The organism is Embleya sp. NPDC059237 (assembly GCF_042754105.1).
In the GTDB taxonomy this organism is placed as follows: Bacteria; Actinomycetota; Actinomycetes; order Streptomycetales; family Streptomycetaceae; genus Embleya.
The window spans coordinates 59,963-80,963 of record NZ_JBHZAE010000030.1; the positions used below are offsets into that span (position 1 = coordinate 59,963).

The 21,001-nt window shown below is 70.2% G+C and carries 16 protein-coding genes and 3 CRISPR repeat arrays (1 of these 19 only partly in view); of the genes, 3 read left to right on the top strand and 13 right to left on the bottom strand.

The features are described 5' to 3' along the window. Window positions 1-2,286: direct repeats of the CRISPR family, unit length 28 nt; unit sequence GTCGGCCCCGCGCGAGCGGGGATGTTCC (it extends 184 nt beyond the left edge of the window). Between the two features lie 189 nt (window positions 2,287-2,475). Continuing rightward, window positions 2,476-2,727 (bottom strand): hypothetical protein, encoded by a 252-nt coding sequence (locus tag ACFXKZ_RS49365; RefSeq protein ID WP_380014012.1) that lies wholly within the window; start codon window positions 2,725-2,727, stop codon window positions 2,476-2,478. Beyond that, window positions 2,724-3,017 (bottom strand): hypothetical protein, encoded by a 294-nt coding sequence (locus ACFXKZ_RS49370; RefSeq protein WP_380014015.1) that lies wholly within the window; start codon window positions 3,015-3,017, stop codon window positions 2,724-2,726. The genes ACFXKZ_RS49365 and ACFXKZ_RS49370 overlap by 4 nt, the downstream gene beginning before the upstream one ends. 153 nt (window positions 3,018-3,170) lie before the next feature. Between ACFXKZ_RS49370 and ACFXKZ_RS49375 the strand changes: the two genes are divergently transcribed. Beyond that, window positions 3,171-3,824, top strand: a complete 654-nt coding sequence (locus tag ACFXKZ_RS49375) for an AbiV family abortive infection protein (RefSeq protein ID WP_380014018.1) — start codon at window positions 3,171-3,173, stop codon at window positions 3,822-3,824. 1,624 nt (window positions 3,825-5,448) lie between these two features. Here the strand turns inward: ACFXKZ_RS49375 and ACFXKZ_RS49380 are convergent. Beyond that, a complete protein-coding gene (locus ACFXKZ_RS49380; protein ID WP_380014021.1) occupies window positions 5,449-5,589 on the bottom strand; it encodes a hypothetical protein in 141 nt (46 codons plus the stop codon). An 87-nt stretch (window positions 5,590-5,676) separates the two neighbouring features. Continuing rightward, window positions 5,677-5,952, bottom strand: coding sequence for a hypothetical protein (locus ACFXKZ_RS49385; RefSeq protein ID WP_380014024.1), 276 nt, complete (start codon window positions 5,950-5,952; stop codon window positions 5,677-5,679). A gap of 1,437 nt (window positions 5,953-7,389) precedes the next feature. On the opposite strand from ACFXKZ_RS49385, the gene ACFXKZ_RS49390 reads away from it, so the two are divergent. After that, window positions 7,390-7,824: a hypothetical protein gene (locus ACFXKZ_RS49390; RefSeq protein ID WP_380014027.1), complete on the top strand. Its 435-nt coding sequence runs from the start codon at window positions 7,390-7,392 to the stop codon at window positions 7,822-7,824. A gap of 30 nt (window positions 7,825-7,854) precedes the next feature. Here ACFXKZ_RS49390 and ACFXKZ_RS49395 read toward each other — a convergent pair whose 3' ends face one another. From ACFXKZ_RS49395 to cas3, 9 genes are all read right to left on the bottom strand, one after another. Next, entirely contained in the window at window positions 7,855-8,847 is a 993-nt protein-coding gene (locus tag ACFXKZ_RS49395; protein WP_380014030.1) for a phosphotransferase family protein, read from the bottom strand. Between the two features lie 855 nt (window positions 8,848-9,702). After that, window positions 9,703-9,976: direct repeats of the CRISPR family, unit length 27 nt; unit sequence TCGGCCCCGCGAACGCGGGGATGTTCC. An 86-nt stretch (window positions 9,977-10,062) separates the two neighbouring features. Then, window positions 10,063-10,700: direct repeats of the CRISPR family, unit length 28 nt; unit sequence GAGCGATCCCCGCGAGCGCGGGGCCAAC. A gap of 79 nt (window positions 10,701-10,779) precedes the next feature. Then, the gene (cas2e, locus tag ACFXKZ_RS49400; RefSeq protein WP_380014033.1) at window positions 10,780-11,058 is read right to left on the bottom strand and encodes a type I-E CRISPR-associated endoribonuclease Cas2e; all 279 of its coding nucleotides are present in this window, start codon (window positions 11,056-11,058) and stop codon (window positions 10,780-10,782) included. Beyond that, window positions 11,055-12,077 carry a type I-E CRISPR-associated endonuclease Cas1e gene (cas1e, locus tag ACFXKZ_RS49405; protein ID WP_380014036.1) on the bottom strand — a complete coding sequence of 341 codons (1,023 nt, stop codon included), beginning with the start codon at window positions 12,075-12,077 and terminating at the stop codon, window positions 11,055-11,057. The genes cas2e and cas1e overlap by 4 nt, the downstream gene beginning before the upstream one ends. Window positions 12,078-12,079: 2 nt before the next feature. After that, the gene (gene cas6e, locus ACFXKZ_RS49410) at window positions 12,080-12,838 is read right to left on the bottom strand and encodes a type I-E CRISPR-associated protein Cas6/Cse3/CasE (RefSeq protein WP_380014066.1); all 759 of its coding nucleotides are present in this window, start codon (window positions 12,836-12,838) and stop codon (window positions 12,080-12,082) included. Between the two features lie 5 nt (window positions 12,839-12,843). Continuing rightward, window positions 12,844-13,626 carry a type I-E CRISPR-associated protein Cas5/CasD gene (cas5e, locus tag ACFXKZ_RS49415; RefSeq protein ID WP_380014039.1) on the bottom strand — a complete coding sequence of 261 codons (783 nt, stop codon included), beginning with the start codon at window positions 13,624-13,626 and terminating at the stop codon, window positions 12,844-12,846. Beyond that, window positions 13,623-14,753 (bottom strand): type I-E CRISPR-associated protein Cas7/Cse4/CasC, encoded by a 1,131-nt coding sequence (cas7e, locus tag ACFXKZ_RS49420; RefSeq protein ID WP_380014042.1) that lies wholly within the window; start codon window positions 14,751-14,753, stop codon window positions 13,623-13,625. Before cas7e ends, cas5e begins: the two co-directional genes overlap by 4 nt. A 110-nt stretch (window positions 14,754-14,863) precedes the next feature. Next, complete coding sequence (casB, locus tag ACFXKZ_RS49425; protein WP_380014045.1) at window positions 14,864-15,463, bottom strand: type I-E CRISPR-associated protein Cse2/CasB; 600 nt, start codon at window positions 15,461-15,463, stop codon at window positions 14,864-14,866. Beyond that, entirely contained in the window at window positions 15,450-17,141 is a 1,692-nt protein-coding gene (gene casA, locus ACFXKZ_RS49430; protein ID WP_380014048.1) for a type I-E CRISPR-associated protein Cse1/CasA, read from the bottom strand. The genes casB and casA overlap by 14 nt, the downstream gene beginning before the upstream one ends. 218 nt (window positions 17,142-17,359) lie before the next feature. Further along, on the bottom strand, window positions 17,360-20,281 hold the full coding sequence (gene cas3 / locus ACFXKZ_RS49435) for a CRISPR-associated helicase Cas3' (RefSeq protein ID WP_380014051.1): 2,922 nt from the start codon (window positions 20,279-20,281) through the stop codon (window positions 17,360-17,362). Between the two features lie 189 nt (window positions 20,282-20,470). On the opposite strand from cas3, the gene ACFXKZ_RS49440 reads away from it, so the two are divergent. Beyond that, entirely contained in the window at window positions 20,471-20,722 is a 252-nt protein-coding gene (locus ACFXKZ_RS49440; protein ID WP_380014054.1) for a hypothetical protein, read from the top strand. The last annotated feature ends 279 nt before the right edge of the window (window positions 20,723-21,001 follow it).

Below are 21,001 nucleotides of genomic sequence, written 5' to 3' on the forward strand. Positions count from 1 at the left end.
TCGGCCCCGCGCGAGCGGGGATGTTCCCCCGTTGGGGCTCTCCGCTCGACCGCGCTAGGTGTCGGCCCCGCGCGAGCGGGGATGTTCCTGCGGGCGTACCTCGCAAAACACAACTTCTGAGCGTCGGCCCCGCGCGAGCGGGGATGTTCCGATCCGGACCTCGTGTGCACGACGGGGCTCGGCGTCGGCCCCGCGCGAGCGGGGATGTTCCGAACAGGAACGTCGGTGCGCACGCCGGCTGCTCGTCGGCCCCGCGCGAGCGGGGATGTTCCCCCCTCTGCCACGATGCGCTCCAACTCGTGCTCGTCGGCCCCGCGCGAGCGGGGATGTTCCCAACGACCTCCTCGCGGACTTGGAGGAGGTCACGTCGGCCCCGCGCGAGCGGGGATGTTCCCTGGTCGGGGAGGCTGCCGAGGTCGACGCGGACGTCGGCCCCGCGCGAGCGGGGATGTTCCCGGCTGCGCCATGCCTTGGTGTCCACATAGACAGTCGGCCCCGCGCGAGCGGGGATGTTCCCTGGAGACTGCTCGACGTCGGCACCAGCAGGGCGTCGGCCCCGCGCGAGCGGGGATGTTCCCTCCAGCACCACCCCGGTCGATGCCACGGTCACGTCGGCCCCGCGCGAGCGGGGATGTTCCTCCGGTGTGGCGCGGCATTGCCTGGGCCTACCGGTCGGCCCCGCGCGAGCGGGGATGTTCCTGCCCCTTATCCTGTATGCGGCCGCGTCGGGTGGTTGGCCCCGCGCGAGCGGGGATGTTCCCTCCGCCGCCGCTACCTACCGCGTGGGCCGGTAGTCGGCCCCGCGCGAGCGGGGATGTTCCCGGTTCCAGCTCAGCCGACAACGCGCCTATCAGGTCGGCCCCGCGCGAGCGGGGATGTTCCCGCCGGATGCGGCGGCTTGCGGAGGTGGGGCCGGTCGGCCCCGCGCGAGCGGGGATGTTCCGGCTGAGGGAACCCCAGCCACTCCAACCATGACGTCGGCCCCGCGCGAGCGGGGATGTTCCTTGGCCGAGTCCCACGGGGTCGCCCTGATGACCGTCGGCCCCGCGCGAGCGGGGATGTTCCCGCGGGTGACAGGCCCGGTCGCGCTCGGACCTGGTCGGCCCCGCGCGAGCGGGGATGTTCCCCCGCGCCCGGTAGACGATGCGCCCGTCGCACCGTCGGCCCCGCGCGAGCGGGGATGTTCCCGGGCGCTCACCGTACGGCACCGCGTGGAGGCCGTCGGCCCCGCGCGAGCGGGGATGTTCCGTGATGAGCGCATGCACGAAGGTCGAAGTGGTCGTCGGCCCCGCGCGAGCGGGGATGTTCCCATACGGTGTACGTGAACGCGGAGAGTATCCACGTCGGCCCCGCGCGAGCGGGGATGTTCCCCGTTGGGATCAACCAGCACAAACCGAACCGGAGTCGGCCCCGCGCGAGCGGGGATGTTCCCCGATCCGCGTGGCGGACGTAGTGGCCGGTAGCGTCGGCCCCGCGCGAGCGGGGATGTTCCCCCGGTGTGGAGTGGATCGACACCGGCGACCCGGGTCGGCCCCGCGCGAGCGGGGATGTTCCGTCAGCGACACTCTCGCGCTGGAGGATTTCCTGGTCGGCCCCGCGCGAGCGGGGATGTTCCCGCGCCATCGAGACCCACGCCGCCAACCACCCCGTCGGCCCCGCGCGAGCGGGGATGTTCCCGACCGGCATCACGCACGGACGGCCCGAACTTGGTCGGCCCCGCGCGAGCGGGGATGTTCCCGGGCGGCGCGGGCGGCGCGGGCGGTCCGGCATGTCGGCCCCGCGCGAGCGGGGATGTTCCCCGCTTCAGTTCCGCGTCCAGCGCCGCGACCGCGTCGGCCCCGCGCGAGCGGGGATGTTCCCGGCTTCCTGTGTCCGTCGACGTGTGGCAGTGTGTCGGCCCCGCGCGAGCGGGGATGTTCCTCGGAGAGCCGTCGTGCTGCGCGCCGGGAAGTCGTCGGCCCCGCGCGAGCGGGGATGTTCCCTTCGGCGGTGACGGTGATCGCTTCGTCGGTGAGTCGGCCCCGCGCGAGCGGGGATGTTCCGCTGCACGGGGCGGACGGGGAGGCGTCCGGTCAGTCGGCCCCGCGCGAGCGGGGATGTTCCCCCACCGGTCGATGTCGGTCCGCTCCTCCGGGTGTCGGCCCCGCGCGAGCGGGGATGTTCCTGGGCTGCGATGTGTACTGCGATGCGGCGGGAAGTCGGCCCCGCGCGAGCGGGGATGTTCCTGTACGCCCGGCTCGCCGACATCGGCCATGCCCGTCGGCCCCGCGCGAGCGGGGATGTTCCCGAACTCATCCGAGGTGCAAGAGGGGCCCTGATGTCGGCCCGCGAACGCGCGGATGCCTGCTTGCGGCGCTCGGATGTTCAGCGGTTCGGCCGGTGGCGGCGAGGTGTTCTCGGCTCGCCGCCGGGCCCGCAGGCGTCGTTGTCGGGATCGGGCCCTGTCGGCGGCGCGTCCGTGCCGTTGCGGGTCGGTCAGCCGAAGGGTGCGGTGACCTGCATGACGGTGATGACGATGACGGTGGGGCTGACCTCGTAGTTCACGAACGCGTTGGCGATGGTCGCCTCGCGGCGGTCGCGGTTGCCACGGATGGGCGAAGAACCGTATCCGTAGGGGTCACGGCCTATGGTGGCGTCGGCCGCGGCGACGATCTCACGCCGGCGGGAGTCCGAGAGCTTGGCCAGGGCGGCCTCCGCCGCGTTCGCGTACTGGATCCGCCAACTCACGATCCCTCCCCGCCAGGCGGTCGTACCGGGTTGCCCAGGCCGTCGGTCACTCCCGTGTAGTCGCCGGCCCTGATCCGCGCCAGGTCCTCCTCGGACTCGGCGTGCGCCTCGGCGGGCAGCGCCCAGCCCAGGATCGCCCTGCGCGCGAGGTGCTCCAGCGGGGTCGAGTACATCTCCTCGTCGAACGCCGCCCGCCGATCTGCGGGCAACGCAGCGCGGATGCCCCCGAGCGTCCCCGGCAGGGTCACCGCTTCCCCCCGCACGACATGCGTCCAATCCGAATCCGCCATGACACCCAGGGTGCCGGCGGCAGGACGATGATCGGTAGACGCGCCTGCCACGGCCCGGCGCGAACGGCACCCCGGGGAACGGGTGTCGCCCTGCTGGGGGTCGTGGTCCGGAATTCGATGGTGGACCCTGCGGTCGCGCTGCGATCATCCAGCATGGCCAAACCGCCCAAGCCGCTTCCACCGACTGCGGACCTGGTTCACATCATCCAAGCCGCCGTCGCCAACGCCGAGGCTCTCGCCGACGATGCCGCGTACCTCATGGCCGCCGGCCGCGTTTGCCGTGCCCATTCCCTCGCGGTCCTGGCCGTGGAGGAGATGGGCAAGGCGCTGTTGTGCATCATCGCGACGTTCCCCACTCCCGAGGTCAGGAACGATTTCTGGAAGCACTACAACAGTCACGGCGCAAAGCTCGCATACGCGCACGGTGCGCTGACGCTGTTGCTCGGCGACGGCAAGGCTCCTGTCGCCGAACAGTTGGGATCCGTCGTGGCGGCCGTGGCCGGGGACAGCGCCACCAAACTCAGCGGTCTGTACGTGGACTACGTGGACACGGACGTACGGACACCGGCGGACAGCGTGACTGCGGAGGATGCCCGAGCCGCGATCCTTGCGGCGCGCACTCTCGTGGACGAAATCGGTGTCCGATGGACGGGCGAGGAAGTGCTCGCACGTCTTCGAGCCGCGCAGGAGGACACAGCAGTCGGCACGATCCTGGACCAGGCTCGGGATGCCGCAGGGCAGGCCCCCGAGGCGCTCCTCGGTGCCACTCGGCGCTTTTACCACGACCCGCTGGGTCTGGAGTCGTAGTACCCGGCATCGGGGGCCAGTCCGGCAAGTGCGGGACGCCTTCGTGTACCGGTGAATGCGTTGATCCGTCGGGGTGTGGTCAATTCGGCGCAGCAATGGGTCGGCGGGTTCGATCAGTTCGGTGTGGATGTCGGCCGAGGTTTTCGCCCGAGTGGGATCAGTGTGGCCCATCGTGGAGTCGCGGCTGGCCGTGGCGCGGTTGGTCCGAGGAGGATGCGGGATGCTCCTGATACCTACCGACACCACAGTCGAGGGCAGAGTCGGCTCCGCTACGTGCGATCCCCGACCGGCCCGGATCGATCCTTGCTCGACGGGCGCAGAGGGGGATCGGGTGAACTACTTTTGTGTTGACGGAAATGCACCTCTCCGTGGGCGACGCGTGGGTGGCATGATGCAACCGAATGAACACGGTGTTACCCACTGGTAGATGCCCAGGTCATCCAGGGTCGGCCCCGCGCGAGCGGGGATGTTCCTCCCTGTACCTGACGATCGACGGCGACACGGGGGTCGGCCCCGCGCGAGCGGGGATGTTCCCGAGGTCCGCGGCTTCGAGTTGCCGAACGACATGTCGGCCCCGCGCGAGCGGGGATGTTCCACCACCACGGTCACCGCGATACGCACGCCCGGCGTCGGCCCCGCGCGGGCGGGGATGCTCCCCGGAGACGACATGAGCACGCCCACCATCCACGGTCGGCCCCGCGAACGCGGGACTGCTCGGCTCAGCCGTAAAGATCCGTTCGTGTCGCCTGTGGACACGGCGGGCCCTCTCCACCCGGGGGTGCGCTCTCCTCGAGGGCGTGATCGGCTCGGCGCAGCGGCGGCCCGGCTTTCGATCCGTCCGGCGTCGGGAGCGGGGTGGGCTTCGGGGCGTGCGGGGTGCGGCCCGGATCGATCGCCGTTTCGTCGGCGCCGAGGGGGTGGGTGGTGAACTACCTTGGTGGCGCGAAAGATTCGCCCGGGCCGGAGACAACGCACAGGTGGCAAGATGCAACCGAATGAAAACGCTATTACCCGCTGGTAGACGCCCACGTCATCCAGTGTCGGCCCCGCGAGCGCGGGGATGTTCCCCGCCCATCGACCTTGTGTGCTTCGGCACGTGCGTCGGCCCCGCGAGCGCGGGGATGTTCCTGCTCGGCGGAGATCGCAGACGATCTCGGCCGCGTCGGCCCCGCGAGCGCGGGGATGTTCCCCTGTTCGGCTACCGCCACGCTGCGATGCCGGCGTCGGCCCCGGGAACGAGCCGCCCGCCGGGTGGTCGGTCGGCCCCGCGAGCGCGGGGATGTTCCGGTACTCCAGGGCCTGATCGACGGGGCGAAGTCGTCGGCCCCGCGAGCGCGGGGATGTTCCCCCGCACCCTGCGGCTTTCCGCACCCCGTATCCGTCGGCCCCGCGAGCGCGGGGATGTTCCCTGTTGGGACGAGTGGCGATGTGGGATTGGCCCCGCGCGAGCGGAGATTGGTTCTGACGCCCCCGCCCGTCGGGCCCCTCCGTCGAGTCGGCCCCGCACGAGTGGGGGATTGCTCCGGTGATGTGCCAACTCTGGGAATCGGGCCCTCGCGGTGTCGGGTGGGGTGTCGTGCATCCGCCCGGGGCCACGGCGCCGGGCCCGGTACCGGGAGCGGCGTCAGGCGATGCGTACGACCGTGATGAACAGGTGTCGGGCGGTCACCTGGTAGACGACGATGAATTCGCCTGCGGACGCCTGTCGGTGGTCGCGGTCGCGCCTTTCGGCGGTTCCGGGTCCGTAGGGGTCGCGGGCTGTCACGGCGACGCCCCTGTCGAGCGAGGAGCGCGCCGGAGGAGAGTTGCGAGCGGATTTTGTCGCGGTCGGGGCCGTAGTGCACGGCGTGGGTCATCCGGGCTCGTCCTCCCGTTCGCGGGCTTCCTCCATCAGGCGTTCCTCCTCGCGCAGGGCCTCGACCTTGGCGACGTCCTCGTCCCACGGGGGAGTCGGCATCAGGGCCCAGCGGTGGAGGATCAGCAGGAGGTCGCGCGCGTACGCCTCGCCGGCCTCCTCGTCGAATTTCTCGCGCAGCTCCTTCGGGAGGGCGGCGCGGATCCCGTTGATTGAGGCGGGATACTCGATTCCGTCCCCGCCGACGAGATGGGTCGTGAACGTGGCCGCCATGAAGCCTCCCGGATGCGTGCGGAAGGCCGGCGTGACACCCGCAGGTCTTTGATCGGTAGCCGGCGCACATCGGAGTCGGTCCGAATCGACCGTTGCTCGACGGGCGCCAAGAGAACAATCGGGTGAACTACCCTGGTGTCGAACAAGGTTCACCTCGCCGTGGACAGCACATGGGTGGCAAGATGCAACCGAATGAAAACGCTGTTACCCACTGGTAGACGCCCGGGTCGTCCAGGGTCGGCCCCGCGAGCGCGGGGATGTTCCCGGCGGGTGCGGCGGCTTGCCGGGGTAGGTCCGGTCGGCCCCGCGGGCGCGGGGATGTTCCTCCTGTGGGCATACCGGTCCCACGTGCTCTACAGTCGGCCCCGCGAACGCGGGGATGTTCCCAGCTTGAGCGCGTCCTTGTCGGCCCCGGGTGCGTCGGCCCGGCGCAGGCGGGGATGTTCCTGCAGCATCATTGACGATACCCAGGTATATGGTGTCGGCCCCGCGCAAGCGGGATGTTCCCGCGAACCTCAGTATCGAGAACCCTCCTGCGGCGTCGGCCCCGCGAATGCGGAGCCGGAGCGGTTCGAGTAGTGCCAGATCTGCGTCAATGAAGTTCCGCGTCAGCGTTGTTCGCCGAGTGCGTTCCGCAGGTCGGCAATCGACGAGCCTCGGCCGGTTCGGTCACCGGCATCAATCCCAGCCGACCCGAAAGGGTGAACCGCGCAACCCAGCACCGGCCTCGACGGTCTAACCCAGGACATCCACACCCTGGGGGCACAGTGCAGCGCATCACTCGACTCGCAACGACCGCCGTTCTGGCGGCCACAGGTCTCCTCGCCACCGGCTGCGGCGGCGACGAAAACGACAACAAGGGCGCCAAGCCCGCGGCACCCACTCCCGCGGGCAGCCGGCCAGCCGGCGGGCAAACGGCGGCGGTGTCGGACACGGCCGCCCTGGAGAGCGCTGTCCGGGCCTACACCGAGCACCTGTTCAAAGGCAACGGCGCCGGGGCCTACCCGATCCTGTCGACCAGGTGCCAGGACAAGATCGGCAGGCCCGAGTGCGACACCCTCGCCGCCGAGGCCAAGAAGACGTACGGCGCGCTGACCATCAAATCGATCAGCAGCGGAGGACTGGCGCTACCGCATCGCAGCGGCCAGCCCCCACCCGACCGGCCGCTACGGCGCGGGCCACGTCGAACGGTTTCGCACACCGATCACCGACGACAACCCGAACCTGATCCGCATCGGGGAGCACGAGCGGCTCCGAGACGGCACCGTGTGGGACCCCACCACGCGGACCTACCTCGGCGGCGCCGAGACACCCGCCAGCCGAACCATGCACCGCATCGGCGCCCAGGCCGCTGCACGATTCACCGCATCACCGGGCACAGACACGGACACGGTGTGCAACCGCGTCACGTTGCCCAACGGTCACACGGCACACGGGATGTCGCTGCTCCGAGGCCGGGCCGCCCACCACGCCGCAGCGGAAATGGTCACCCGGATCGCCGCGCGGGGCGGGGACACCTCCCGTATCGTCACCGACGGCCATCTGATCTACGGTGCCAGCGCCGCGGAATCGGACCGCACGGCGATCTTCCACAACGCCATCGCCCTGCTCGCCCAGGAACACGCCACCCCGAACGTCGCGTCGGCCGCCTGGCTGGAGGCGGCATACCTGCTCTACCAGGCACCACGCAGGAAACGCGGCAGTGACGCCACGACCCGCGTCTTCCTCGTCGCCGCGGGCGCCTGCCTGCTGAACCGGGCGCCCGTGCTGCTCAACGACGTGGACCTGCGCGCCTACGTCCAACCCCAACACCGGTTCACGACCGAACTGCGGACCGCACAGTCGGAACCCGCCCTCGATGCGCGGTCGTGAACCTCCACTTCGCGTGACTCGGCGAGCCGATCACGCCACAAGCTCGTCGAGGACGTCCCGCATCTGCTCGTAGGTCTCCGGCAGCATGTCGGCCTTCCCCAACCGATACCGCTCCAGTCGGATGGCCCCGATGTGCCGCGCCAGATAGAACAACGACCGCCGGGCCGCACCGGCCGATGACGGCCTCTGTCCGTAGGTCTCCCAGAACGCGTCGCGCTCGGTGCCGGGCTTCTTGGCCGCCATGAAGATCGTCCAGTCGGACTCGGGATCACCCCACCACGTGCGATCGAAATCGAACACCCCCGTGATCGTCGGCTCCGGGGCGGTCGCGTCCAGCAGGACGTTCACGGTCCAGAAATCACCGGCGTTCAGGCGCGGTTCGGTGATCTCGTCCAGGACGTCCCGGTCGCGGTCCGCCGCGGCGGCGACCTTGCGCAGGTCTGCGGCGTCCAGGCCGACGCCGTCGACGTCGGCGGCGATGTCCTCCAAAGATGTGACCACGGCCGCGCTCCATGTGGTGTGCGCCGGGCCCGAGACCGGCCCGAAGTGCGGGCCGCGCACGGCGTGTACGGCCTTGGCGATCGTACCCATCTGCCGAAACAGCGTCGGCCACAACGTGCGGGGGTAGTCGCCCAGGCGGTCCGGGACGGGCACGCCGTCGAGGAGGCTCTGGACCATGTAGTCGCGGCCGATCACCTCGTGCGACCAGTCCGCGGCGATCACCCGCGGCATCAGCGGGGCGATCACCGCGAGCCACGGTTGCGAGGCGTACTCGTTGCGCATCAGCCAACGCTCGGAACGGAACTGCCGTTCCGACTCCGGCGCGACACGCAGGACCACCGGCGGTTCCCGCCCGGCCAGGGACACGGCGTAGGTGTTGTTGTACATACCCCCGCCCAACTCCACGGCGGACAACCCCCGGGCGTCGATGCCGAACACCCGGCGACAGATCGCCTGGATCTCCTCGGCCGTCACCGACTGCTGAAATGCCCCGGAAGCACGCTCGATCGGACGGAAATCCATACCGCTCCATCACTCGACTTCGCCCTCGGCCCGTCCGGGAGCGCGTACTCGGTCGCCTGGGCAAGGTCCCAGTGACACCGCTGAGGCGTATCCGGTGCCCCAACCTCCCCAAGCCCGAAGAAGTCGATCCGTACCTGGGCTTGATGTCAAGCCGAGAGGACGCTCTCGGGCGGATGTTCGGTTCTTCGCAGTGTCCGGTTGACGTCCCGGCGCTGAGGGGCGGCGCGGTGTCACAGTCGGGGGTTCCCACCGCTCGCCGCCCAGCGCCTACTCGACCAGGTGGACCCCGCGCTCGGTGGCCACAGCCCGCAGATCCTCGTGCTCGTACATCCCCAACACCGCCCCCAGCGCGGGCGCGGGCAGCATGTTGCCGAGTTGGGTGCGGGCGCCGTCGCCACGTGCCGATGCGTCATCCGGGCCAGGATCACCGGGTACTGCTTCGGCCCGGCAGCGAGTCCGGGCCCGTGAGCGTGGGGATTGCTCCATCCACGCGTTCGCTCTATACCACGATGTACAGAAAGGTCCTGCAGGAGCGGAGGTCGCCGCTCGGTACTCATGCTGGTACGGCGGCGGGTCGAGAACCGAGTGAACTGCGGTGCCGTCGTGGCCGGCACACGGCCCGGAGCCAGTTTGCGCACGGAGTGGGCTGCGTTTGGCAGCATCCGGCACCGGCGTCGGTTCTGATCATCGCGACCCTCGGCCGACCCGAGGATCGACCACCACGCCCGCGAGGCATTGAGACCGCAGCCAACCCGTGAAATATCGAAGAGATCCACCGCACGGAACACCGCGCGAGTGGCAAGATGCAACCGAACGAAAAGGGCGTTACCCACTGGTAGACGCCCAGGTCATCCAGCTTCGGCCCCGCGAACGCGGGGATGTTCCTGTGTCCGCCGTGGAACTCGGCTCGATGTGTGCTTCGGCCCCGCGAACGCGGGGATGTTCCCTTCAATGGGTTCCTCTCAGTCGATGATCAGGAGTCGGCCCCGCGAACGCGGGGATGTTCCTCCGGCAAGGTAGCGGCCCAGGCCCGGCTCACCGTCGGCCCCGCGAACGCGGGGATGTTCCCACCACGGTGCCTGCCCCGATCCGGCCGACGTCGTCGGCCCCGCGCAGGCGGGGCCAACCACTTCCGGGAGGTGTCACCGGTCTTCTGCGTCGAGCGATCTCCGCGGGGCCCACAGATCTGGGCCTCAGGCCCAAGAGCCCGCGCGAGAGCGATCCCCGCGAGCGCGGGGCCAACGCGGCGCTGGATCCGTGGGTGCGGCTGTACGTGGAGCGATCCCCGCGAGCGCGGGGCCAACCAACCCCGGGCGCGGCGCCCCTCGTGAGGCTGGCAGCGATCCCCGCGAGCGCGGGGCCAACGCCGCGATACTGGCTGGGCCGGTTCTGGACGCTGAGCGATCCCCGCGAGCGCGGGGCCAACGCGGCGAGCACGTCGATCCACGTGACGGCGCCAGAGCGATCCCCGCGAGCGCGGGGCCAACCTCGGTGGCACTGCGCACGAAACGCAAATGCTGGAGCGATCCCCGCGAGCGCGGGGCCAACCAGCGCGGATGTGACGCTGTCGATACCTGCACTGAGCGATCCCCGCGAGCGCGGGGCCAACTCGGTGATGTCCGCTGCGAGTACGCCCGTCAGGGAGCGATCCCCGCGAGCGCGGGGCCAACAGCGCGGCCGACAGATGGTCGAGCGTGTGCGTGGAGCGATCCCCGCGAGCGCGGGGCCAACTCGGGCAGGCGCGCGGCGGTGGGCCCGAATCCAGAGCGATCCCCGCGAGCGCGGGGCCAACTGCCCGATGACGGAGGCGGAACGCACCGAGCTGGAGCGATCCCCGCGAGCGCGGGGCCAACACTGCCTGACCTGGGCTTCTACCAGCAGGTAACACGAATTTCATTTAGTTGCATCATGCCACCATGTTTGTTGATGTCTTCACTTTCCGGGACGTGCCGACAGGATCAGTCCGTCGAAGTCCGTCGGTCGCCAGCGATCGCGGCCGGCCGTGCGAACGGCCCAGCCCTGTTCGTTGTTCGCCGGTTCGGCCATTACGGCTTGTCCGTCCCGGATGCGCTCGGTCAGAAGTTGCCAGAGGCGGTCGCGTACGCGGCGACTGGGGGTGCCGACGAAGACGCCGGCATTGACTTCGACCATCCAGCGGGTGAGGTGGCCGCGCAGGCCTTCCGGGGCGGCGATGAGCACGATGACCGTCACTGTCTCCCGCCTTCGGTGGGTTCGTCGAAGTCGGGGCCCAGGATGGTGATGTGGTCCTCTCCCATCGAGGCCTCTCGGACGAGGTCCGGCGTGTCGTCCCTGCCGTAGTCGACGCCGCCGGCGACGGTGCCGGTCTGATCGTCCCAGAGCTCGTTGGCCTCGACGTCCGGGATTTCGACTCCCTGGGGCGTCAGCAGTGCTTTGACGTCGTCGACGATTCTCCCCAGGAGTTTGTCGCGGACGATGAGTTCCCGCAGGCCGACGCGTGCGTCGCGTTCGTCGACGAGGCCCTTGGCCGCGAGGTCGAACGCCAGGGGGACCGAGTACTCGGCCTTGTAGAGGTCGGCGACGTCCTGGACGAACGACGTTGCCGTCCCGGTGTGGACGAAGCCCAGGCCCGGGCTCGCGCCCAGGCCCACGATGACGGCGTGGCTGATGCCGTACAGCGCGGCGTTCGCCGCCGAGTACAGCCGGTTGACGTCGTCGCCGGCCGCGAAGGCGTCCCCCGCGCGGTATTCGCGGCGCTTCCACGGCACTCCGGTGCGTTCCGATTCGGCCTTGTACACGTCACGCATTCGTCTGCCTTCGCGTCCGCGCAGCGCCTGCATCGTGGCCTTCGACACGTCCTCACCGGGGAATCGCATGCCGTACATCGCGCGGGCGACGGCGAGTCGTTCCTTGGGACGGGTCACCAGCCATGCCTGGCGGTGCAACAGCCCGGCGCCTCGTGCGGGGCCGATGCCGGTGGCGTACAGCCGTACGCCTCGTTCCCCGACCCAGCACACCGCCGTGCCGGAATCGGCGAGGACCGCGATCGCCTGGTGGGTGACGCGGGTGCCGGGTCCGAGCAGCATGACGGCGATCATCGCGGCCGGGACGCGTACGGTCTCCCGTTTGTTGATGACGACGACGGCGTTGTCGTCGCGGTCGACGTGGCTGCGTTCGACGTAGACGCTGGAGACGCGATCGACCAGGCGGTGCAGGTCGTGCGGGTGGGCCTTCCACCAGATGTCTGGCACGTTCAGGATCCTTCCGGCAGCGCGGCCAGGGTCATCAGGCCGCAGCCGTAGGCCTTTCCCGGGCCGATGCCCCCGACCAGTCTTTCCGCGAACAGGGCGGCGTCGGTCACGCCCAGCCGTCCCTCGAACGTGGCCGTGGTCAGGACCACCGGAGATTCGCCGCGGCCGTTCTTGCCGAACGAGTGGCGTTGTCGTGCGGTGATCCGGACTTCACGTGCGGCCTCGCCGCTTTCCGGGGCGTCGAGCCCCGGTGCCGCGGGGTCCGTGCGTGCGTCCGGGATCGTGAATCCCCAGCGTTCGCAGCGCTTGAGGAACCAGGCCGTCTGGGCGGCGGCGGTGCGGTGTCCGATGCGGAAGGATCGTGTGTGACCCTCGGACTTGCGTTTGTCCTGGATGGTCGAGGGCGCCTGGGGTGTGCTCGTGTTCTGTACGGGGTTCGCGGTGAGTCGGAAGGCGAACTCGCGACCGACCGCGATCCGTGCGAGGAGCGGTGTGTAGTCGCGAACGGCGGCGTGTTCGCCGTCGGCGTCGGGCCAGCCCGCGCGCTCGACGATGTGTGTCCAGTCGGGCTTGGACTCGGTGAGGACGAACAGCATCGGCCGTCGTGGGTTGTCCGTGTCCAGTCGCCACAGGACGCGTTCCTCGGTGGGTCGTTCGGCGACGCCGCCCATGACGGCGCCGTGCATCGCGCGCGGATTCGCCAGCAGCGTTCGGCTCTCGCCGCGCAGCGGGTTGAGCCGGACGCGGGACAGGTAGGGCATGAGGGTCACCAGTCCAGGAGTGCGAAGGGGTCGTGGCCGGCGGAGCGGTCCGGGTCCGGGTTGTCGAATCCGGACGGAACGGTCAGCCAGTCGTGGCGGATGCGGCGGCTCGTGAACGCGCGGCGCAGCGGGTCGAAGGAGACGGGGCGGTCGTGTGCGACGTCGTCGCCGTCGGGGTCGTCGAGGGTCGCGGCCAGTTGCACGGTGGCGGGGCGGCCCTTGCGGGCCTGGCGTCGGCGGGCGTGGTCGCCGATCTGCCAGGGCTCGGTGATCAGTGCGGTCTCGAGGTCGGTTGGGCGCAGTCCGAGGTTCACGGGTTGTGTGGGTACGCACGAGCGGCGGCCGAGTGCGAGTGGGAACGCCGGGTTGGAGATTGCGGTGCCCAGTGTCGTGATCAGGTCGGCGGGTCCTTCGATGCCGGCGACGAAGACGGCGTCCTGGAGGTAGAAGCGTTGTGTGATGTGGGTGTATTTGGCGGGTGAGGTCGGCTTCTGGATGCCTTTGGCGGATACGCCCGCTTGGGGCAAGGGTTGCCCGCGGTAGTCGCTGACGGTGTGGTAGTCGCGCATCAGTGATCCGGCCTGGTCGACGCGTACGCCGAGCCGCAGATCGGTCAGGTCGGTGATGTCGGCCTCGCGGCGGCGGCCGGCGGCGGCGGCGAGGAGTCCGACGACGCCTGATTTGGTGGGTTCGGGGCGGGTTTCGCGGCGGTTGAACGCGCTGCGGTCTCCCCAGGACTGCATCGGCCCGGCGAGGCGCAGCAGGAGTACGAGGTGGTCGGTGTTCACGCGTTCGTCCTGGCCTGGAGTCGGGCGGTGAGGCCGGTGAGCAGGGTGGGGAACGGTTTCGTGTCGCCGAAGACCTCCGCGAGTCGTGTGCCGGCGGGGGATTTGGTGTCGAAGGTGTGGCACACGTCGATGTGTTCCGGGCCGCCCCACGCCTGGGTGACGCGGGCGTATTCGTCGGCGAGGCGGATCGCGGAGTCGGCGGCCATGCCGTCGGTGCCGGGGACGGGTTCCTCGAAGGCGGAGACGAGGTTGACGGGTTGGTCGGTGCGGATGGCGACGGCGACGAGGTTGGGCAGGGTGCGGTGGGCGAAGGTGTTCTGGTGGCCGGAGGGTACGGCGCGGGCGAAGTCCTGGACGAATAGTCGTGTGGCGTCGATGGCGGCGTCGGTGTCGCCGAGGTTGTCCTCGAGTTGGTGGAGGCCGATGGTGGCGTAGCGGTAGAGGGTGGCGGAGTTGAAGCCGACGGTGCCGATCATTCCGGCGCCGGTTTCCTCGGCGGTGTTTTGGTCGTCGACGGCGGTGTAGTAGTCGAATTCGAGTTCGACGGCGTGGGTGGACAGGGCGTGGGCGACCTGGGTGGCGGCGTCGACGTTGAGGGAGGGGATGTCGGCGACCATGCGGCCGAACAGGGCGACGTCCATGGGGTGTCCGGTGCGGAGTGTGTCGGCGACGGGCAGGTTCTTCACGGCGTCGACGAGGTCGGTGTCGTCCAGTGCGACGAGGTCGGTGGCCCGGTCGGCGACGAGGTCGACGATGTTCTCCACTTGGCGGTGGCCGTAGAACAGTAGGTAGGCGGTGTCGCCGGCCTTCTTGCCGGGCTTGACGCCCAGGGGGGTGAGGAGGGCGGTGGCGAGGCGTTGTGCCTGTTCGCCGTCGACGCCGGTGCGGGCGAGGCGGGTGGCGAGTTCGGTGGCGATGCGCTTGGTGCGGGTGCCCTGTTCGCCTTCGGGCTGGTGGGAGGCGAATTGCATGCGGGTGGCGCGTTTCCAGGCCTGGGAGGAGACGCGGGCGCGGCGGACGCCGCCGAAGTAGGCCTCCTTGGGGTTGCCCTGGTCGTCGCGGTTGAGGTTGGCGGGTGGGACGGTCTGCAGGATGTGGATGTCGATGTACAGCGGTGCGGCGGTCATGATCTCTCCGGGGTTCGGTGGAACGGTTCGAGCGGTTCGAGCGGTTCGAGCGGTTGGAACGGGTGGGACGTACGGGGTGGGATCGAGGGAATCGTCCGGTGGCGTGGTCGTCACGGTGTGGGGTCGGCGTCCGGTTTCCAGCCGTAGTAGTCGCGGCCCCAGCGCCTGCGGACCCGGCGGCGGCCGTCCGGATGTTCGAATTCGCGCAGGTCTTCCAGCAGGGTGTTGTAGTCGAGGGGTTGGGCGACGGCGCGGAGTTGGGTGACCAGGCCGCGGAGGTGGATGTGCAGCGCCTCGGCCCGGGTGGCGGTGGCGGCGGCGTCGACGCGTCGGTCGACGGCCTGTTCGCTGAACTTCCCGGTGGCCCGCAGGGCGCGCAGGGCTTGTCCGGGGCGTACGCCGGACTTGTGCATCGGGGTGGATTGCGACTGCTGGTGGAGGCCGTACAGGGCCAGCGCGGCGTGTTCCGCTCGTTGTTCGGCGGACATGCGGTCCTGGCGGGCGAGGTGTTCGTCGACCTCGGACACGCTGAACGTCCACACGGCCCATGCATCGCCCGGGGCGCGTCCCAGTCCGGTGCGCATCGCCGCGAGGTCGGCCCCGGGCGGCGGCCCGACGTATCCGGTGGCGTGGTCGACGCGCCAACGGCCGTCGACGCCGATACGGGTGTCCCAGTACCGTTCGCGTCGTTCGATGTCAGGTGTCGTCATCCTCGTCCTCGTCGTGTGTGTTCGCGGCGGTGTCGCGGCGTGCGGTCTCGGTGGCCCGGGTAAGGGTCCGTCGGAGCTGGAATCGGAAGTTGTCGTCGGCCGTGGCCAGGCGGTAGGTGCGTTCGCGGCCGTTGTCGTCGACGGTGCGGCCGGCGAACACGCCCGGCGCGGCGGCGGTGACGACCCGGTCCGCGATGTCGTGCGCGTGCCGCAGGGCGAGTTGTTCCCAGGCGAGCAGGCCGCGTTCGACGAGGTCGGCGTCGTCTGCGGCGCTGCGCAGGCCGGCGAGCAGGCGACGCATCAGGGGGTCCAGGGCGTGCAGGAGCAGTTCGCCGGGTCGTTGGCCCTTGTCCCAGGGGATGGGGTCGGCGCCCGCGGCCCGGCGCAGGTCGGCCGAGAGGTGGTTGATCGCGCGGGCGAGTTCCTCGGCCTGTTCGGCGGCTTCGAGCAGGGCGTCGCGCGCGGGGCTGTCGGCGGCGAGTGCGGTGAGGGGCAGGGGGATGGCGTCGAAGAGGACGTCGTCGACGACGGCCGATTGTGTCCCGTACGAGATCCCGGTCATCTCCAGTTGCACGGGGTGGTCGGTGGGCAATGCGTCGCCGAGGTCGCGGAGTTGGTCCACCAGGACGCTGGTCTCGAAGCCGGCGGAGGTCTTGCCCGGCCCGGTGGACGTTCGTACGTCCGCTTCCAGGAGGGCGTCCAGGCCGCGCCAGGCCGCCTTCCCCGGTTGGTGGCGACGCGGGCGACGCATGGGTGCCTGGGGGGACTTCCTGCCGGTCGGGGGGATGGACCAGGCGGTGTGCGGTTCGAAGTCGGGGGTTTCCTTGAGTCGATCACCCGCGGTGATGATCACGCGGGTGACCCGGACCGTGCCGTCGTGCGTCTCCTCGGGCATGAGGCGGATCCTGCGGGACTGCCAGGTCCACAGGTCCGACAGGCCGTGTGCCGCGCGGGTCTTCCAGGTGTGTCCGGCCGGGGGTTGTTCCCACTGCGGTTTGTCGCCGGGGATGGCGCCCGTGCGATACGGGGTGTTCAGCAGGAGGGTCTCGTACAGGGTGCGGCCGGTCGGTGTCACGACGCCGAGTTGCCCGAGGGGACCCGTCGGGTTGCCCGTCGTCTTGCCCGCCCGGGCCCGGGGGTCGTCGGCGGCGCCGGTCTTGATCGCGGCTGTGTCCCAGCAGTGGGTGTGCAGCAGCCAGTGGGCGGCCTCCGCCGGGGTGAGGGGCAGGGGGTCGCCTTCGGTGCGGGACGCGAACAGCGGCACGTTGTTGCCGGTGGCGGCGGTCGCGACCAGCAGCGCGGATCCCTTGGTCTCGTCCTTGGCCGTGCGCAGCCCCGCGACCTGCGCGAACGGGTGCTTCGGGTGGAAGAGGTCGAATCGGTCGCGATGGGTGTCCAGGTAGGTGTTCAGCCGCTTCTTCTCGTTCTGGTCGAACGCGCCGGCGCGAAAGCGTTCGAGCCACCCGGCGCGGCCGCGGGGCGGATCGAGGGCCGACCTGACGATCGGCAGGAGGAACTGCCGCAGCAGGGCGGGGGTCTGGGTGGGAAGGTCGACGACGAGGCCTTCGAACTCGTCGGCGTGGATCAGGGCGTGGCGTCCCGAGTGGAGTTCGGGCGCGCCTCCACCCTTCGGGGCGAGGGTCAGCCACGGGTCGTCGACCAGGCTGAATGCGGGCATGCTGAATAGCCCCCAACTGTCCTTGTCTAAAAGAGGTTTCGGAAAAACCCTGGCACATTCGGCGGGAGCGACGGGGTGGAATGCGAGAATCCGCCGTAGGCCCCGCGCGGATCGCGGGGATGACCCGTGTCCGTGTCTCGCACCGAGTCGGGTCGACGGGTGGGCCCCGCGTTCGCGGGGGCGGGCGGGGTCGCCTTTCGGACGGTCCCGGCCCGCACCTACCTCCGTCTCTCGGGCCGGCCCGCGAAGTCCGGGGAGCTTTCCTCCACGAGCCCGAGCACGGCGTCGTATCGCAGGATGTAGCCGCCGACTTCCGCGCGCCCCTCGGCGTCCAGGACGAGAGCCGGGCTGTACTGCAGCCAGGGGTCGCCCCGCCAGCCGGGCAGCGGCTCCAGCTCTTCCTGGGCGGCCCGGCTCTGGCCCGCGGACAGCCGCACCGTCCCGCCCAGCACCTCGTCGAGCAGCGCCTCGGCGACGTCTCCGTTCACCGACAGGGCGCGACCGGCCGGCGTACGGTATCCGCCGCCCGGTTCCCGAACGACCAGGACGGCCTCGACGCCGGGTCGGCCGTCGCGTACGACGGCTCGGAGTCGGCGCTCTCCCCCGTCCAGGGCGCCCGCGAAGTGCAGCCCCTCGAGGGTGGTGTTCCCGTGCTCGCCGGTTCGGGTCAGCAGGTACTGCTCGGCGTCCTCGATGCGCTCGCGCCCTTTGTCCGCCCACCGCAGGCGGGCCTCGTCCTCCGCCGAGCGCCACGCCGCCGGGACGACGTCGTGGGTTTCGCTGTAGACACGGCCGACGAGTTCGGGGACCTGCGCGGGTACGCGCCAACCGTCGTGTGCGGCGGCGTCGAGAACGAGCGCCGCGGTCCGGAGCAGGGGCCAGCGCCCGTAGATGCCCTCGGAGGCCCCGAGCAGGTCCGGCGGTCCGCCGTCGGCGGGTGCGAACCCGGTCATCACGACGCGGGGTTCGCGTAGACCGCGCGGGCGGGCCGTACCGGCGTGACGATGCAGCCTTCCGATTCGCTGCAGCAGCAGGTCGACCGGGGCCAGATCCGTGATCAGCAGATCCGCGTCGACGTCGAAGGACTGCTCGGCCAACTGCGTCGCCACCAGTACCCATCGGGCCGGGCGGACGCGACCTGCGGATGCTCCGAGCGCGTTCAGGGCTGCCCGCGTTCGATCGGCTCGCGCCCGCACGGTCAACCGGCCGTGCAACAGGTCGACCTCATCCCTTGCGAACCGCTCGTACAGGACCTCCGCCAACGACTGGGCGCGCGCAATCGTGTTGCGGATGACCAGGGCACAACCGCCCTCGGCGAGCCGCTCCGCCAACAGGTCCGCGACCTCCTCGTCCGCACGGCGCCGCGCGTCCTCGAGGGCGTCGTCGTTTCCGATCACCGTCTCCGGCAACACCTCGAGTCGCACCGCGGGAAGCGACTCGTCCGCCCGCAAGGCCGCCTCGCGCCACGCGGGCGCGGCGTCGACACCGAACCGGGCCCGTTCCCCGTCCCACCAGGCCGACGTCGCGCACGGATACCCCCGCGGTTCGACCCAGCCGGACAGGTCGCACTCGGTGCGGGACGCCGCCCCCGCCAGATAGGCGCCCACCAACGCGTGCCGCTGCGCGGGCGCGAGGGTCGCGGACAACATCACGACCGGGACGCGGGCCTGTCCGAGCCACCGGAGCGCCTCCTGCAGGAACTGCGACATGTACACGTCCGCGGCGTGCACCTCGTCGAGAACGACGACCTTGCCCGCGAGCCCGGCCATACGCAGCATCACGTGCTTCGTGCGCGTCGCCGCGAACAACAACTGGTCGATCGTGCCGACGACGAAGGGCGCCAACAGGCCCCGATGGCGACCGAGGAACCAGCCGGCGAGCGCTTGGGCAACGGTGCCACCACCGTCCAGGTAGGGATCGTCGCAACAATCGAGGCCGAACTCGTCGACGCTCGCGAATCGCCTGCCCCGGGGCTCCGCGCCCGCGTCGATCTGCGCCTTCCACTCGGGATTGAACCTACTCTTGCCGTGCAGGAGGGCGACTTGGGACACGAGCTCCGGATCGATGCCGCGCAACCAGTCACGCATCCGATCGAACATCGGATCACAGGTGGCCTGGGTCGGCATCCCCATGAACACCCCGTCCGCACCGAACCGGGCGGCCAGGACCTCCGCCGCGATGAACGCGGCCTTCGTCTTCCCCTCGCCCATCGGAGCCTCGACGATCAACAGCCCCGGTTCGGGCATCGCACGCGCGGCCCGCAGCACCATGGCCTGCGACGGCCGCGGCTGTTCATCGAATCGCTCCCGGAACACGTCCTCGCCGGGAGGCGGTAGACGACCCCAGCCGCCCCTGAGCCCCAGCTCCTCCCAGGCCCTGGCGGCGCGCTCGCGCGAGACCTTCATGCCCAACGAAGCCACGTCGTCGATGCCCACGAAGTGCCTCTCGTCGCTGGCGATCCAATCCGCCATGACGATCAACCCACTGACCTGCAACTGCGTCGCCCGGGAAGGCACTCGCAGCGGTTCGACCTCGTCCACAGACCCGTATCCGAGCGCGGCGGTCACCACTTCCAGCAAGGCCCGTTGAGCGACCTCCCACTGTGCGTCGCCGTTGAGAAGAGTGCGCTTGCTTCCCCGCAGGGCGAGAGATCCCGCGGACGGGAAGAGCCCATGATGCCCGGCCACCAGCGGCCATACCCAGTCGACGTGCTCATCCCGCCACCCGGAGGCCCGCAACCGATCGATCAGCACGCGCCCACCCGCCCGATCGTGCCTCCACTGCCTCGGCCCGGCTTCCTTCCGCCATCCGAGACCGGCTGCCCGCACGGCCAAAGAACCCGCGCGATCCATCTGCTGAAACGGCGGCGTCGCCTTGCCGACATCGTGCACGGCACACAACCAACAGAACAGCCGCTTCCCCCTCGTCTCCCCACCCGCGGACTCGTCGAGCGTGCGGCGGGTCGACGGAGCCAGGAATCGATCCCAGATCAACTCCGCCACGGCGGCCGTGTCCAGCAGGTGCGACAGCAACAGATTGACGCGCCCACCCGCCTTGCCTGCCGATTTGCCCCACAACACGCCCAGCAGGGCGGCATGGTCGCCTCTGATCGCCAGTAAGCCACCCGATTCATCCGGCATGATCCACTCCTCCGTCGACAACGAGCCCGGAACTCTACGAGGTCGCACTGACACAGGACGTGAAGATGCGGATCGAAGCTCGACGAACCTCCCACCACGCGGCCGCATTGACGGTCGTGTTCACGAGACGCGTCCCTCGAGGAGCCAGACCAGGGTGGTTGCTCCCGTGCCGACGGCGGACCCGATGGGGTGGGCCGGACAGGAACGGCCGGGCCAACCTCTCGGGACCAGCGCCCCTGGCTCACGGGGGTCCCGGCCGCCGAACTGGCCGCCACCACCTTCCCCAAGCTGGTGGTCACCGGGGGCGGCACACCGGGATTCGAGGACGTCGCCGACGCTCTGGCCGAGCAACTCTCCGCCAAGCGTGTTCTGTTCGATGGCAGCCCGCAGCGGTACAGCGCATCGGGGAGCCGTTCAACACTGAACTCCTGGCTCACCTGACCGCGGCCGGCGAGCCGAGCCCCTGATCGGGAGCGACACGCCGAACGTACGGCCCCGACGCACGACGGCGTCGGGGCCGCAGGCGTACCGCGTGGCCGAACGCGGCCCTGTGGCAAGGGCGCGCCCATACCAGAAGAACGAGCCCCAGGGCCTGAAGCCACGGGTTAATGATCTGCAAGCCCTTAGCTTGGTCTTTATCCTGTGCGGTCGTGGTGGGCGGTGAGGGTGCGCTCGCGTTTGACGGTCTTGCCGACGTCGTAGCGGGGTGCGGGTCGAAGA